This window comes from Exiguobacterium sp. KKT215, from assembly GCF_055635335.1.
In genome coordinates this window covers 58,871-75,157 of record NZ_JBVMVX010000002.1, presented here as the reverse complement: position 1 = coordinate 75,157, position 16,287 = coordinate 58,871, and the positions used below count along the sequence as shown (strand labels likewise).

Here is a 16,287-nt window from a genome sequence, read left to right as displayed (position 1 = left end):
TTAGTACACCCCGCAAAATGGACAATAGATATTATTGTTCGTCCTGTCAGCTTGTAACTTTACCGTTTTATCACAACAATAAAGTTCAATTTTTTCTAAGTTCTCATCTTCGTTTAACTGATCAGGCATATCTTCTTTGAGTTCCTTGTAATTAAAACTGACGGCTGAACTTTTCATCTTTCGACTGGTTTTCTTAAAGGTGTCATTCAATTGTTGTTTCATATAATTAATGGCAAGCGTTTGAGCGTGTTTAACAACGTCATTAGGAAGAAAATTGTTACTATTATTAACTAATCCACAAGAAGGACAAAATAATTCTAGTATATCCTCTGCATCTAGGTCTCCACCTAACGCTTTGAATCTCTCATTACAATACGGACATTCAAGATAATAATATCCCTCACTATCAGTGGGAATTAAAAATTTAATTTCCAAGAACTCACCCCCTACTTTAATAGTCTCATTATATCATTCTAATGTTATTTTTCGGAGTACTTAGAAAACAATGTAAGGGGTATGTTGTTCTTATCAAATACAATAAATTTGAAGGGAGCAGCAATATAAACATACTAAATCAATCTAGTAGAAGTACAAGACAACCTAATCGAACACGAAGAAAGATATTAACTATCTTTTCAGTTCAACGAATAAATATGATTCACTTTTCCAAACAATTCTTGAATGAAAATCAATATAATTTCAAAGATACGGAATACATTTCATCTCTAAGAAGCTAAGCAAACTAGATAAATAATCCGGTAAGATCAATGAAATAAACTACTCATTTTTAGAGTATTGTAGTGTTTTAAGATACAAAAATAATCTTTATCAGCATAGACGGAATGTTCAGCCGAATCGGTTTGATTTTTAACATGAGTTGATTCTTCAAAAAACTATAAACGTTATTATAATTGAACAATCCACAAAAGTATGAGCCGGCGCACACTTTCAGGTCGACGTCTCTAATCATCGGTCCCTCTCCAAACTCATCCGCATACCAGCCCTCAGTTCTTTCTGGGTTTCGTTCTTCAAAAGTGTGCGCCGGCGCACACTTTTATAAAAGCTGCGGTATTTGAAATAATTAAAATTGGGTAAAAAAATATTCCTTAACTTGTGCTATATTTATCCTTAGAAGAGGTGATCAATATGGAGACTCAATCAACCTCCAATGGCCGCTCGCAACAACTCATCATTTCTCAAGCGGTCACGGCTATTCAAAGGCATCGTATGGAGGAGATTCTCCACAGCGTGTCTATCTTTGATATCCAGGAATTCGTCACGACACTTTATCAAGAACACTATCAATTCGAAAATTTAGAGGCTTCTTATAAGAAGATACGTTATCATTCATTCAACAAGCTAAAGAAGCGATGGGTGCAGGCTGCCATCCGAAACTACGAAGAGGGACGTGGCCCGAAAAAAGAATTGCGTGCCCGGTTCGAGATGATTACCGCATATCATCATTTGGTCGGCCCTGAAGCCTTCCTAAAAGAGTTTCACGTGAAAACCATCGAAGGTTATATGCAACAATGCATCCTAGAATTAAAACAATGGGCTGAGAATCCGAATCTTTTAATCCATACGTATCCTTACTGGTCCCAAAAGACGGTGAATCAGAAGAAGACCTCACTCAAGACGGATGTTTTAATGATTCTGTGGGAGGTCGCCAAAGAGGTAGATCTCAACCAACCGACTGCGCACCACTCTCCGACGCTCGCCGTCGATATCCCATTCTTCGGTATGTCCGACCGCATCAAGAACCAGACAGACCTGTTGGATGAGAAACTGAACGAAGCGTCACAGCTGAATCTCGAGCTTCAAAACTATGACACGGTGATCCCGAAATACAAGAAAGGGATTCCCGACCACCTCTCTGTCCTCGTTAGCAAAGAATTCATCCAAGAATTGAACGGGAAAGTACCTGATCTCGACTCGAAAGACTTCGAGGCCTTCACAGAGATTCTGGCGTATCGGGACATGACGTTCCAGACAAGCCGGAAAATCATCTTCCCGCTCTCGCAGCTCGTCAAGAAGCTGTATGCGAACGATAGTGGGAAAAGCTACGATTTGACGACGCAACGTCTCATGAAGCTCGGTTATTATCGAGTCGCAGGACACAACGAGGATGGGGACTTCTTCATCCGAGGCCTGTTCTCCTCGGTGACCATTAAAAATGCGACGACATTAGCCGAGAGCCAAGTCATCGTAACGGTCAGTGAGGAGATCTACGACGACCTGTTGAAACAACAGATCGTCAGCATCTACGGGGAACAGATCGAACAGTTGAAAGGCAGCTTCGCCTATCATCTGGCCTTCGTCCTACAAAAAGAGCGGATGAGCTCGATTCAGACAGGGGAGCAGCAACCGGTGCGAAGGCACTGGCGTCAGTTCACCTATTCGATTCGGTTCAACAAGGTCCGAAAGGCCGACAACCTGAAAGAGCTTGAGTTGAATCTGGATCGAATCAAGGAACATGATTTCATCTTGAAGGATTGGCACCGTTCCGGCGATTATTACTTCTTCACCTTCTATCCTTTGGAATCTTGGGAATTGCCAGGTCATGCGGACACGTTACTGTTATAACTGTTATCTCGAAGAACCCAGTCTCTCTGGGTTCTTTTTTCAGTTGATCTACTTCATTGTTTCACATGAATCACGACGATTAAAAAAAACCGTGAAGTTGGAACCAACACGTTCTATCATGTCGAGTATCATCGGACATCCTGAATTATATCTTTGCTTGTACCGTACCAAACTTATACTTTTCTCTCATTCTTCTAAAATAATAGGGGTGGTTTGAGTCTACCTTTCCTAAATTTCGATCTTAAGAATCGATAGATATTCAATCAAATCGCCTCTCTTGATGAATATGGCTTCCCTTTATATCAGTTTTCAACGATTTTGGTAACACATGACCGTACCAAACTTGCACTTTTTGTTTTTTGGTAACAGATGACCGTACTGAAAGTGCATTTTCTTATTTTGGTCACGAAACACCGTACCAAAACTACATTTTTATCGATTCTTCGCTATTTAGAAAATAAATTTTTAAGACTCTTTTTGATTTTTTGGTAACAGATGACCGTACTGAAACTACATTTCCTTATCTTTTGGTAACAAACGACCGTACCAAACTTACACTTTTGCTTTTTTGGTAACAAAACACCGTACCAAAAATACACTTTTCTCTTTTCCATCTAAAAAAATCTACTCCATTTTCTATAGGAATGGCGCTATAGAGCGGATGAATCAGTTTTGGTAACAAATGACCGTACTGAAAACGCATATTTTTCTCGATCCAAAATGGCTTTATATCAACGCATTTTTCATTTTGGTAACAAAATGCCGTACTGAAAACGCACTTTGACACTATCTTGAAAGAGCTAGATACTGAAACTAGTATATTTTAGGATAGGGGAGGTGTAGGAGAGATAATGGAGACGAATCGACATATTTTAATCGCCAATAAACTATTGGTCGCGATGAGCGGATTGACGCGTTGGACGAAACGCGCAGATCATTATCGTTACGAGCAGCATCACTATAACATCCCGGCCTGTTTCACGGCCTTCAAATGGACTAAGTCCCGGATCCGTCATATTCTCTCCATTCTCGCCTATGCCGATGACCAAGGGAAAGTCGAATTCATTGAAGACCACATGGTCGCGAATTTTGCATGCACGTCGGTCCGCTCCCTACATAACAACTTGAAGACCTTCGAACAGAATGGGCTCATGACGGTCGTACGTCACTTCCCAGGAGTGATCTCAATCCAATTGACGGATTACCTTGAAAACTATCGTGATTTGTTTGTGGACGGTGCAACGGTCGATTCGAAGACCGGGTATACGTCTGTTTGGCACGGTCTCTTGTCCGAACTAATCGCACTCGATAATGTGAATACGTTGCGACTCGCGCTACGGACAATCGTTCAGGTCGAGAAAGATGTTCGTGTTCAGTCAAATGAACAGGCCATCCTGACGTACGATGAAATCAAAGGATTCCTTCCTAAATACTGTGGTCATAAGCTTGCCATCCAAAAGATGATGTCTGGCCTTACATTCCTTCAGATCTCGCTTGTCGAAGACAGTAAACGCTTCTTGAACATGGTCAAACAAAATGTCTCACTCAAGAAACGAGTCCAAGACGTGACACGACCGCTCTTACTTGAAGTCCAGCTATCTGCTGCGCAAGACAGTAAACAGATCAAAGAGAAAGACCGCTCTGAAGTTCAGCTCCTTTGGTTCGAGTTGCGTAAGCGGGTAGGGGAGTTCTTCGACTTTGACGCGCTCAAGGTCAACCGTGATTCACTCTTCTCGATGAGCGATACATTCGGGGCCGAGACATTCAAACGGGTCGTCGAAGAGTTAAAACAGGCATTCCTACACCATCGTGAGGACTTGGTCCACTCGAGCACCCATAAGCTGTTCTTTGAGGAGCCGATTTTCTATCTTCACCAACGACTAAAAGAGAACCAGGCAAAATTGGCTATCGCATGATGGTCTATTTGTCATGTTCATTTTTGAAAATATATATGAAAATGACCCATTTTTTTAGGTGTTTCCTTCTGTTTATATTGTTTCTCATTCGTTCTAAGTCATCATTGCATACTGAATCTGCTTTTTTTACTTTCAGGAAAAAAATCAAATCAAGTAGTTAAGTAATCAAGGATTTACTGAATTAAATCCTCTCTTGTTTTTTAATTCTCAAATCAGAGTTGAAAAAAAATGAACCTTTGTGAACGAAACGATGGCCCTTTTGAAATATCTCTTTTCACTTAAATCGTCAGAAGGATTGGTATGACTGGATTGAGAGACCCTCTTCGTTTTCTAATTCTATTAATCTTTATTTAACTCTCTCTAATCTATTTATATTTTTTTAACTCAGAAGAATATGGTTTCATCTCTTCTTCTATTATTTAAATCATGTCCAGATGTGCCACGTATTTCTTCTATAGAAGAGATCTACAAATATGAATGATGTTCGCAACAGGAACTTTGTATAAATATCTAGGCCAAAAATGTCTCTGTATACAATTCGACGTCGAAACGTATACAGAAAATATTTAGATTAAAAAATCGTATACAAATAAAAATTATTATTGTATACACTTGTATATTAGATTTATCATTGTCTTTGCTGTTTTTGTGTTGAATGCAAAGAGTGAATGTGACATGATATGAAAGAGAAAGGGGAGAGAAGATGAACATACTCACGTTTTACATATCGAAAGGTGGGTCAGGCAAGACGACCTGTTCTTTGAATATGGCTTACGCATTGGGTGAGCTGGGACAACGAGTCCTCATCATTGATTTGGATCCCCAAGGCTCGCTCAGCAAGCTGATGTTAAAAGAATCCGACACGATCAAATACATGACGATGTTTGACGTACATACACGTAATCTTGATATCAGAGAAGTCCTGTTTGATGATGAAACGTATCATGTGAGTCTTCTCCCTTCGAATGAACGAAATGCCCGGTTGGTCAACCTAATCTCCGAGCAAGACAAGCTCTTCTTATTAAAGGACATGATTGCACCGCTCGAAGAGGAGTTTGATTGGATCATCTTAGATTCAGTCCCATCGATCAACGAACTTTCGAAAGTCGTGCTTTCGACATCAAATATGACGGTCATCCCGTTCATGCCGAAGAAGCTCGTTTTCGACCAACTTGCGAGTACGGTTCGAACCGTACAAAAAGTGAAAAAGTTCTACAACCCAGACCTCGTCATCACAGGTATTCTTCCTGTCGCGATGGATGCATCTTTAAAGGCAGACAAGGAGTACTATGAAGCAATGGCAACCATCGCGAAGGAAGAGGCATTAGACATCCTTCCGATGATCAAGCGATCCACCTTTATCGAGAAAGCTGCCGATAGTGGGAAGAGTGTCATCCAGTACCGCTCCAAGGAATCGAAGGTACTCGCTGAACCGTTTCGACTATTGGCCAAGCAAGTCGTCGAACAGGCAGGTGAGACATCATGAAGGCACGGAACCGCAATATTCATAAAATCAAACCGAGTGAGCAGCACCCGTATCAGAGCGGTTTGACGAATATCAGCGCGCTCGTCCAAAAACTTCCGGTCTCTAAAGAAGTCGAAGACCTTGTTCATGAGATCAATGAGCTCTCAAAAGTTCAAACGATTTCAGTGTTCGAGATCGGAAAGCGGCTCGTCATCGCCCGTTCTGAGATGCACGACAAAAAAGAATGGATGGGGTTCCTCGAGGCTGTATCGATGTCGAGTTCGCTTGCATCCCGATATATCAAAGCCTATGAGACGTTACATCCACTTGAAGCATCACTTGCGAGCTTGCCGGCTTCCAAACTGTTTGAATTGATGTATCTCGACAACGTCGAAGAGGTAGTCGAACAGGGACTCTATATTGATGGAGAGTCACGAAGCGTTGACGAGTTGACGGTCAAACAGATTCGAGCGGCGCGTAAGAGCACTGAGTCTGTGCAACAGGTCAAAGTCAGCCCGTTTCAAAAAACAAAGAAACCATCTGCCGTCCTTTCAGCACGAATCCCGTCCGACCTGTCCGATCAGTTCCAACAGTATGCACATGCCCAAAACCGGAGTGTGAGTGAGCTGTTGACGGAAATCATCGAGCGGACCGTGAACGACAATATCATCGACGTCACAGACGAGAAGCGAGGAGACGAATCATGAAGAAAATCGCATTGTACAATCGAAAGGGCGGCGTCGGGAAGTCGACGACGACCATCAACTTGGCGCATGCTTATGCTCGTGACGGATTACGTGTCCTCGTCATCGACGCGGACGATCAGGCGTCTTCGACGAATGGACTCGGTCTCACGAACGATTACGAAGGAAAAGTCTTACTCGATTGTCTACTAGAAGAGAATGACCCATTCTACACACCAATCGAACAGGTCATTGTGACATGCGAGTATGAGACAGGTACCGTCTATCTTGTGCCAACCAGACGTTCGGCCTCACCCAGTGACTTAACGAGTCAAATCGGATATGAATATCGCCTCAGCGAAGAACTCGCCAAAATCGACGAATTGTTTGACATCTGTCTCATCGATTGCCCAGGATCGACTTCAGCGCTTAACCCTTATGCTCGCTGCGCACTCGTCGCGCAGGACCGCATCGTGATGCCTGTACAGATGCAGAAGTTCTCAATGGATGCCGTCTACTCGGCTCCAGAAGAGCTTGAAGAGATGAAGCGCTTCCGGGAAGACATCCATATCGCTGCCTTCATCCCGACGATGGTGAGTGCTCGCTCGAAAGGGGATGTCACGACAGTCGAAGAACTTGAAGAACTTGGGAAAGAAGTCGGTATTCCGGTTTTGACGACGATTCCTTATGCGGTGAAGGTTCAGACACTACAACGAGAGTCTCGTCCTGTCATTGATCACAAGAGCCCGGCAACCGATGCCTATTTACAACTTGCTGAGGAGGTATTGTCGTTATGACACGCAACCGAAAGAAACATACACCGAAGATTTCTACGTTCAGTGCCAACCTTCCGGTGAATCAGAATCAACAAACGACGGATAGCCGTACGGAACAAGTCGATGCCGTGAAAGAATTCTCGGCGACGACGACCGTGTCGAACCCTTATCAGGCCCTGCCGGCGACGGGGTTGTCACGTATCATCACCAAGAAGCTCCCTGAGGATATGGACGGAATCGTTCAATATTACAACCACATCGATGCGATTCAAGCGACTAGCTTTGTCGAAAAGTGTCGTATACTTGCACACGCAAATAGTCTGTTCCGTGATCCTGAGACGAAGAAAGAGTTCAAACAAGAAGAAGGCAATTGGAAAGACTTCTTAGCCAAAATTGGCATGTCACATTCTCAAGTGAATCGATTTGTCTCATTTTGGAATACGTTTGGTCCGAACATCTTAGAGAAGACGCTCGAGCAAGATTTCAGTGCAACGAAGCTTGCTGAGTTGTTGTCGTGGCCAGAAGATCCGAAGCTCGCGCTACTCGAGAATAAGAAGTACTACACAGCTTCAGGAGACAAGACGGTGTACGAGATGACACGTGAAGAACTCCGTGAAGTGAAACGGATGTTGATCGAACGTCAGGAACAACGCGTGCTCGAAGTCGAAACTAAATCTGTGAAACCCATGCGTGTACAGATTCGCTTTGCTGATCTGACAGATCCTTTATACGTCGGATTAACGCAAGCCGCGCAAAAAGAACATGTGTCAGAAGATGAGATTATCCGGCGGGCTCTCAGTGCCTATTTAAATACGAATTAAATTGAGAGAAGCGAAATACATCATGGCCCACGAAGATTCTTAACATACCGAATCAGAGTGGGTCATTTTCATCAGGAGGGACATACATGACTTACTCTAATCAATACAAGGACGTGGAAAGTATCATCGATACCTTGCTCGTGCTTGATACCTTTTGCGCCTCAAGAAACATCGAAGTCGAGTTTGTTGTGGTTGGCGCCTCGGGGATCCTTCTCTTCATTGAAATGATGAATAAAGATGCCGAGTATCGTCCGACGCGAGATATTGACATTCGCGTGACGGAGGGCGTTGTGACACCTGAATTAAAAGAGGCACTTCATGAATATGAAATTGAAATTGTCGAAGGGGTCATTCAGTTCCCACCCCGTGAAGACTTTAGAGAAAATGAATTCCGTCATAAGATCGAAGGTCTATTCGAGGCGATTGATGTGTATGTCCCTGACATTGAACTATTAGCATGTACCAAGATCTTCTCCTCTCGCCAAAAGGACTTAGAGGATCTCGAAAAGACGAACCTATTGGAACTTTGCGATAAAGACAAACTTCTCGAACTTGTAGAGGAATATAAAGCGAACATGACGTGGGACGATCCATTTTGTAACGTGCACGACTTGAGTCGAATTTTTCAGGAAAAGGGTATATAATAAATCAAAAGAAGAGTAGAGGAGGGTGACCGATGACGGACAGTAATCATGTACTTCTGCAAAGCGAGCTAGCGGATGAACTGAATCGTATGCAGGCAGGTGGGACAAGCTATCGCTTAGAGACGGCTCAATTGGCTCTGGCATTAAGTCGTCATGTATCGGTCCCTGAATCGCTACGTGACCGAGAAATGGCTCGCCAGTATGTTCGATCTTCACTGCTTGATTTACAGGACGACCGGGCGGAGGATGTGGCTAAAATGCTTAGTATGGCAGCACGGCGCGCCTACAACACTCCTGAAAGTACGTTCTCGGTAGATATGAAAGTGAAATTAGAAGAAAAGCGTAATCGATTCAAGAAGCGTGGATTGCGGGTGAAATCTTAATTGGACCAAGTCGAGTCATTTTTATACTCTCATGAGGTTATGATTCTACGTATAAATGGAGCTTTTTTGGTCAAATCATGGAACATGGATCAGGCGATTTCTTCAAACCGTTAAATACTTTCTTTGTAATAAACATAAGGGTACTAGATTCAGTCACTGGTTGACTCAGTCTAGTACCCTTTTCGTATCATTGTTTATTTTGTTGGGTGTTCCGCTCCCGCAGGACCGCGAGCTCGACTTGTTCCTGTAACCGGTTCTCGAATGCCTCTTTTTCACGACGGAGGAGTTGTACTTCCAAGTGAAGTTTTTGGTTCTCCTCTTCGAGTTGGTCGCTTCGTCGCGTCCGTGATTTCAACTCGTCCAGCGTGTCCATGAGGTTCTGGTTTTGACGATTGAGCTGGCTGCGCTCTTGCTCGAGCTTCTTGACGTTTTCTTCTAACTTAAAGACCAACTTCTTCTGGGCCTTTAGTTCCTCTTTGAAAGAGGCGCGTTCGGTTTCGAGGACGTCCTGAACATACTGTTTCTCGGCGAACAGGAGCTCCACTTGATGTTGAAGTGGTAGTAATTCCTGTTCGTGTGCCGCGACTTGACGCTCATAGTCCTCTTTAAGCTGTTCCGACTCTATGATGATACTTTGCTCAAGGTCATGAATCGTCTTTTGATAGCGTGAACGGATCCGTTCGTGTTCCTTTGTCCGAAGCTCTAGCCGCGTGGCACGTTCATTGAAGAGGGCCAGCACCTGATTCAATGCCGCCTGGAGAGCGTCGTTCTCCTCACTGATCAATGGATCTGGAACCTGTTTATCAGCCAAGGTGATCAGTTCTTCAAATAATTGATTCGTAGACAGCTGCCGCTGTTCCGACAACCGCTGGATGTGTTCTTTTACCTCTTGTGAGACTCGAAAAGAGGTCACTTTGGTTTCATTAGACTGCACAGCATTCACCACTTTACCATTTGATAGATTTCTCATTTGAACGCATGTTGACTCGCATTCATCTCACTTCCATTTTCGCGTATTTACTACGTAAACACAAGACGAGGCATTGCTGACAAGCCTAATCCATTTCGACGTCGAAATGTATACATTTTAAAGTGTTCTCGTCACTTTTGATTAGATATGACCATATGTCAAGTACTCTGTATACAAAAACTCTAGATTAATCATGAGGCGTACTTATCGAGACTAGGCGGTACGGAATTGAGGTTACGAAGGGCTCGATGAACGCCTCAAAGAATCTTCTAACAACCGGGACTCTTCTAACAGTTCTTTTAACGTATCGCTATATGGGTTCAATGAGATTTGAGTATGTCCGATGCTTCCGTAACTGAACGAACGCTGCATCAACACACCCAGGAATGTCAGCTTGTCTGTACTCGTGTAAAACGATATGAATTCCGGGTCGTCGCTTAGCCTCGCCAAGAGAGCAGCCTCCCGTTCTTGAGGGGGAAGTTGTTGAAAGACTGGATTACCGATTGATTGATAATAGGCGTCACAAGCGTAAAGTGGAGTAAATTTATGCTCGAGAGCAGCCGCGTGGTCATAGATGAGTTCAAAATGGCGAAGGTCGTTGTCATTCACTTGTGACAGAAGATGCAAGAAGAAAGCGGACTCACTACTTGCGGCGAGTTCTGGCCGGGCGAACACTTTCGCAGAGTAGATGGCCAATAGAGTGGTCGCCTGATAAGAGTGATTGGTCTCCGAAATCTCTTTGGCACGGGCGATGAACAGTTTGACGACATCATCGCGTGTCTTGAACTCTCCCATGAGCCAGGCGAATTTCAAATAGTCCGGTATTGCATAGAGCCCTCGGAAACTCCTACTGGAGTTCCCAAGGGCTCAAAAGTTTGATAGCACGTTATGAAACTTTGCGTCATATATCTTAATTGAACCGCCGTATACCGAACGGTACGTACGGTGGTGTGAGAGGTCGGGAGTTAATCGCTCCCTCCTACTCGATCCGAATTTACCGGTTCGCTTGCTCTTGTAAGAATGCATCGAGCGAGTGCTATCATTTTAGATCTGCGGTAGTTTATCAACTTAAAAATAATCAAAATAGCATACCCTTTAGCAGATTGGTTCTTTTAGGGATTCCGCCCCTTTTAACGGTAGAATTTTTTCATAGAGTTAAAGTTTCAAACATAAAAAGATGATTTTCCTGAAGGATCCAGATTCCAGATAATTGTTTATCGACAATTAAAATCTATTGAAGAAGGCGTCAATGAGCATGGAGGCTGCAATGTATTCAAAAAAGCCCGCTGGAAAACTTTCTTTTTCCAACAGGCCTTTTAGTCTGATTACGTGATGTTCTAACAAGCTTCTACATACTTATTGTTTCTGGTTATTTTACTTGCCACTCGGTGTGGAAGAAACCTTCTTTGTCTACACGCTGGTACGTATGGGCACCAAAGTAATCCCGCTGTGCCTGGATTAAATTGGCTGGCAATGTCTCAGAGCGATAGCTGTCATAGTAAGCCAATGCGCTTGAAAAAGCGGGCGCCGGAATTCCTTGCTGAATGGCCAGCGTCAGCACTTTTCGTAGAGAATGCTGATACTCCCCTATAATCTCCTGGAAATATGGATCAATTAATAAGTTAGGCAGTTCGGGATTGCCGTCAAATGCTTCTTTGATCTTTTGCAGGAATTGCGCCCGGATGATACATCCTCCACGGAAGATCATGGCAACGTCCCCGTAAGGAATATTCCAGCCATACTCTTCAGATGCCGCACGCATTTGGGCAAAACCTTGGGCATACGAGCAAATCTTACTCATGTATAAGGCTTTGCGGATGGCTTCAATCATTTCTTGGGAGTCGCCTGCCTGTTTTTCCGGTTCAGGGCCTTGCAGAATTTTGCTTGCCGCGACCCGTTCTTCCTTGACCGAGGAAATAAACCTTGCGAAAACGGACTCTGTGACGATTGGAAGGGAAACACCTAAATCCAACGCGTTTTGGCTTGTCCATTTCCCAGTCCCTTTCTGTCCGGCCACATCCAAAATCTGATCAACAAGCGGCTTCCCGGTATCTTCATCCCGCTTGTTCAAAATATCGGCGGTAATTTCGACAAGGTAACTGTCAAGCTCCCCTTTGTTCCAATCCGAGAATATAGTGGACATTTCTAGGACAGAAAGGCCAAGCGCGTGTTTCATGATGAAATAGGCTTCGGATATCAATTGCATATCGCCGTATTCAATGCCATTATGAACCATTTTTACATAATGGCCAGCTCCATCAGGACCCATATAGGCACTGCAAGGAGTGTCATCTACTTTTGCCGAAATTGCTTCCAGAATAGGTTTGACTTGTTCATATGCTTCTTTCGGTCCACCGGGCATGATGGAAGGACCGTTGCGGGCACCTTCTTCTCCGCCGGAAATTCCGGCGCCTAGAAAGTGCAAGCCTGCTTCTTGTAATTTTGCTGTTCGCCTATTCGTGTCTTCAAAAAACGAATTTCCTCCGTCTAATAGAATGTCCCCTGATTGAAGGTGGGGAAGGAGGGATTCAATGACCGAATCCGTCGTGTCTCCAGATTTCACCATCAACAAGATTTTGCGGGGGGTTTCCAATGAAAGGACAAACTCTTCAACACTGTATGCTCCCAAAATCTTTTTTCCTTGTGCTTCTTTTTCAGCTAATTCGTCGATTCGGTCTGTCCAATAATCATAGACAGATACAGAATAACCTTTACTCTCCATGTTCAGGGCTAAGTTTTTTCCCATTACCCCTAAACCGATGACTCCAATTTGCTGCTTCATTGTATTTTCACCTCATCGTTTTGTGAGTTGCCAGACGGCAACAGCCGATTTTCCAGCTTTTCTCTTTCTTTTTCAAATCCTTCTTTGCCAAGCAATGCAAACATATTGGTTTTATATGCCTCTACTCCTGGTTGGTCAAATGGATTGACACCGAGTAAAGTGCCGCTGATCGCGCAGGCTTTTTCGAAGAAATAAATCATTTCGCCAAAGGTGAATTCATTGAGTTCGTCTAGCTCAATGACCAGATTCGGCACACCTCCATCGACATGAGCAAGGGAAGTTCCAAGTGCCGCTTTTTTGTTCACTTCATCCATTGTTTTTCCTGCTAAGAAGTTCAACCCATCCATATTGGCTGGATCTTCTTGTATGACAAGATCGAGGGAAGGTTTCTTCACTTGCAAAACTGTTTCAAAGAATAGACGGTGCCCTTCCTGCACATACTGCCCCATTGAATGTAAATCAGTGGAGAAATTGACAGAAGCGGGGAAGAGTCCTTTTTCATCTTTCCCTTCACTTTCCCCGAAAAGTTGTTTCCACCATTCTGCTGTAGAAAGCAGGCCAGGCTCGTAGCTTACAAACAGTTCAATCGATTTTCCTTTATTATAAAAAATATTCCTTACTGCAGCATATTGGTAGCTTTCGTTTGTAGCGAGTACGGGATTGTTGTATTTGTGGTAAGCAGCTTTTGCCCCCTGCATCACTTGGTCGATATTAAGCCCGGCTACAGCCATCGGAAGTAAACCGACTGGAGTCAAAACGGAGTATCGTCCTCCGATATTATCAGGAATGACAAATGTTTCGTATCCTTCTTCAACTGCAAGATTCCGAAGCGCACCTTTGCTCCGGTCGGTTGTGACATAAATTCGATTTCTAGCTTCTTCTTTTCCATACTTTTTTTCCAAAAGGGTACGGAAGATCCGGAAGGCTAAAGCGGGTTCAGTGGTTGTGCCGGACTTGGAGATCACATTGATGGAAATGTCTTTCCCTTCCAGTAGCTGAAGCAAATGTGTGATATAAGTTGGGCTAATGTTATGTCCAGCAAAATAAACTTCCGTATTCCCTTTAACTTGGTTATGGAATGTATGTGATAAGGCTTCTATTGTTGCCTTGGAGCATAGATAAGAGCCGCCGATGCCAATCACAATCAGCGCATCTGACTGTTGCTGAATTCTTTCGGCAGCCAGTTTCACCTGGAGAAACTCTTCTTTATCATAGTTAATCGGCTAGTCGATCCACCCCAAGTAGTCAGAACCCGGTCCTGTCTGCTGGTGAAGTTGGTTATGCGCTTGTTTGACAAATTCGCTAATATTTTCAAACTCGCTATTCGTTATAAACGATAATACATTGGTGAAATCAAATGAAACGGGCATGTAATCTCTCTCCTTTTGAATGAACTATTTTTTACCACCACTTCGATTGATCCGTCAGCAATAACTCATTTGCCATTTCTGGACCTGTTGAACCGGCTGGATAAGAATATAAAGGCAATAACTCCTCTTGGTAAGCTTCTAATAGTGGTTGAATCCACTTCCATGATAGTTCCACTTCTCTCCAATCGGCAAAGAACGTTGAATCGCCGCGCAGTGCATCATAGAGCAGAAGTTCATATGCTTCCGGCTGATTTTCTGAGCTGGTTGAGAAATCAATCCAAACAGGTTTGTATCCAGTGCTGGATGGATCTTTTAAATTTACACGCAACGAAATGCTTTCATTTGGACTAATTTCAAGAATCATTAAATTTGGAGAGCTTCCTAACTGTGTATTTAAATCCATCACCTTGTTCTCGAATTCAATGACAATTTGTGTCGACTTCTGGTTCATCCGTTTCCCTGTTCGTATATAAAAGGGGATTCCATTCCATGAGGGGTGTTCGATAGAAAGGCGAGCTGCAAAAAAAGTATCATTCGTTGAGGAATCATTAACCCCCGGCTCCTCTTTGTAGCCAATGACGGGGTTGCCCTGAACCTCTCCCGGACCATACTGGCCGCGGACAACGCTTTGGTATGCTTTTTCTTTCCGGATGGGTTGGAGAGAGGCAATAATGTCTGTCTTTTTCACCCGGCCCTTATTTTCCATGAAGTTATCCGAAAGATAGACAGCTGTCATTGTGACCAACTGAAGAAGGTGGTTTTGAACCATATCCCGGATGGCTCCTGCCTTATCATAATAATCAGCCCGGTTTTCTACACCTACAGTCTCACTTGCTGTAATTTGGACATTTGAAATTTGTTTATGATTCAACAAAGATTCCAAGATCGGATTCGCCAAGATCATGGTTCTTAGTTTTTGTACCATAGGTTTCCCTAGGTAGTGATCAATTCGGTAGATCTCCTCTTCACGGAACACGTTGCTCAAATTCTCATTTAATTTTCTGGCTGTTTTTAGGCTGTTTCCAAACGGTTTTTCAACAATGAGGCGTTTCCACCCGTTGTTTTGACTGATTCCGCTTTTACTAAGGTGGGACGTGATAATATCAATTAAGCTGGGGGCCACAGACAAGTAAAACAGCCGATTTTGAGGAATACCCAACTCGTTTTCCCTGTTTTCAATAATTTCGCGCAGTTTGTAGTAAGACTCTTTTTCTGTCGCATCAAAGCTGCAATACCGAAATTTCTCTAAAAAAGCTGGCAAAGATGAAGCGTGAATGGACCTTCTGGAATATGCGTAAAGTGCTTTTTCCACTTTATACTGAAAGGTTTCATCCGAACAATAGTCTCTGCCGGTACTGACAACGGAGATGGTTTCAGGTAACTTCCCGTCCAGGTATAGATTGTACAGAGCAGGAAATAACTTGCGTTGTGCTAAATCTCCTGTTGCTCCGAACAAGACAAATGTCATGTTTTGCAGGGGCCGTTCTTGTTTAAATTCAAATAAATCATTTTGAAAATTAAATTCTTCAAGCAGATTCTCGGTGTGCATATGTTAAAACCTCCTACTCTTAAAATCATGTGTCTCTGGCATGACTGATAATCGCAACAGGTTTTAGTATAATGACTCAAAGTTTTCTATGTAAGTACGCACTTTATAAACATATACTTACAAAAAGTATACTGTAGCAAGGGAAAGAGGAGGAAATTCACCAGGGATCCGGTTCTTAAAAACTTATCTGATATACAAAATATCTCTATCATGAAATATTTTTTAGAAGTTAAGGAATTTAGGATTTTTTGAGGGAGAAATAACAAAGGTTAAATCCCATTATCGAAAGTAATCTATTGCAAAAAAGTTACAATAGCTCATTCGGATAAGAAACAAGTAATTGAT

The 16,287-nt window shown here is 43.1% G+C and carries 13 protein-coding genes and 1 pseudogene; 8 read left to right on the top strand and 6 right to left on the bottom strand.

All coding sequences use genetic code 11. The annotated features are described in order from the left end of the window. Complete coding sequence (locus tag ACZ2GZ_RS15885; protein ID WP_470295622.1) at positions 1-435, bottom strand: hypothetical protein; 435 nt, start codon at positions 433-435, stop codon at positions 1-3. A gap of 711 nt (positions 436-1,146) precedes the next feature. On the opposite strand from ACZ2GZ_RS15885, the gene ACZ2GZ_RS15880 reads away from it, so the two are divergent. The 8 genes from ACZ2GZ_RS15880 to ACZ2GZ_RS15845 all read left to right on the top strand — a co-directional run bounded on the left by ACZ2GZ_RS15880 (position 1,147) and on the right by ACZ2GZ_RS15845 (position 9,271). Continuing rightward, positions 1,147-2,583, top strand: coding sequence for a hypothetical protein (locus ACZ2GZ_RS15880; RefSeq protein ID WP_470295621.1), 1,437 nt, complete (start codon positions 1,147-1,149; stop codon positions 2,581-2,583). A gap of 851 nt (positions 2,584-3,434) precedes the next feature. Continuing rightward, positions 3,435-4,499, top strand: coding sequence for a hypothetical protein (locus ACZ2GZ_RS15875; RefSeq protein WP_470295620.1), 1,065 nt, complete (start codon positions 3,435-3,437; stop codon positions 4,497-4,499). A 703-nt stretch (positions 4,500-5,202) separates the two neighbouring features. Further along, positions 5,203-5,985 carry a ParA family protein gene (locus ACZ2GZ_RS15870; protein ID WP_470295619.1) on the top strand — a complete coding sequence of 261 codons (783 nt, stop codon included), beginning with the start codon at positions 5,203-5,205 and terminating at the stop codon, positions 5,983-5,985. After that, complete coding sequence (locus ACZ2GZ_RS15865; RefSeq protein WP_470295618.1) at positions 5,982-6,671, top strand: hypothetical protein; 690 nt, start codon at positions 5,982-5,984, stop codon at positions 6,669-6,671. The genes ACZ2GZ_RS15870 and ACZ2GZ_RS15865 overlap by 4 nt, the downstream gene beginning before the upstream one ends. Further along, a complete protein-coding gene (locus ACZ2GZ_RS15860) occupies positions 6,668-7,444 on the top strand; it encodes a ParA family protein (protein WP_138858539.1) in 777 nt (258 codons plus the stop codon). The genes ACZ2GZ_RS15865 and ACZ2GZ_RS15860 overlap by 4 nt, the downstream gene beginning before the upstream one ends. Beyond that, entirely contained in the window at positions 7,441-8,244 is an 804-nt protein-coding gene (locus ACZ2GZ_RS15855; protein ID WP_138858538.1) for a hypothetical protein, read from the top strand. The genes ACZ2GZ_RS15860 and ACZ2GZ_RS15855 overlap by 4 nt, the downstream gene beginning before the upstream one ends. Positions 8,245-8,330: 86 nt before the next feature. Further along, positions 8,331-8,888, top strand: coding sequence for a DUF6036 family nucleotidyltransferase (locus tag ACZ2GZ_RS15850; protein ID WP_114167414.1), 558 nt, complete (start codon positions 8,331-8,333; stop codon positions 8,886-8,888). A 32-nt stretch (positions 8,889-8,920) separates the two neighbouring features. Next, the gene (locus ACZ2GZ_RS15845) at positions 8,921-9,271 is read left to right on the top strand and encodes a hypothetical protein (RefSeq protein WP_138858537.1); all 351 of its coding nucleotides are present in this window, start codon (positions 8,921-8,923) and stop codon (positions 9,269-9,271) included. 187 nt (positions 9,272-9,458) lie between these two features. On the opposite strand, the gene ACZ2GZ_RS15840 is transcribed toward ACZ2GZ_RS15845, so the two are convergent. The 5 genes and pseudogenes from ACZ2GZ_RS15840 to zwf all read right to left on the bottom strand — a co-directional run bounded on the left by ACZ2GZ_RS15840 (position 9,459) and on the right by zwf (position 15,942). Beyond that, positions 9,459-10,205 (bottom strand): hypothetical protein, encoded by a 747-nt coding sequence (locus ACZ2GZ_RS15840; protein WP_470295617.1) that lies wholly within the window; start codon positions 10,203-10,205, stop codon positions 9,459-9,461. A gap of 270 nt (positions 10,206-10,475) precedes the next feature. Next, positions 10,476-11,054: a hypothetical protein gene (locus ACZ2GZ_RS15835; protein WP_138858535.1), complete on the bottom strand. Its 579-nt coding sequence runs from the start codon at positions 11,052-11,054 to the stop codon at positions 10,476-10,478. Between the two features lie 556 nt (positions 11,055-11,610). Continuing rightward, on the bottom strand, positions 11,611-13,023 hold the full coding sequence (gene gndA / locus ACZ2GZ_RS15830; protein WP_138858534.1) for an NADP-dependent phosphogluconate dehydrogenase: 1,413 nt from the start codon (positions 13,021-13,023) through the stop codon (positions 11,611-11,613). After that, a pseudogene (locus ACZ2GZ_RS15825) lies at positions 13,020-14,393 on the bottom strand (glucose-6-phosphate isomerase). Before ACZ2GZ_RS15825 ends, gndA begins: the two are co-directional and overlap by 4 nt. A 31-nt stretch (positions 14,394-14,424) precedes the next feature. Next, entirely contained in the window at positions 14,425-15,942 is a 1,518-nt protein-coding gene (gene zwf / locus ACZ2GZ_RS15820; protein WP_470295616.1) for a glucose-6-phosphate dehydrogenase, read from the bottom strand. Between the last annotated feature and the right edge of the window lie 345 nt (positions 15,943-16,287).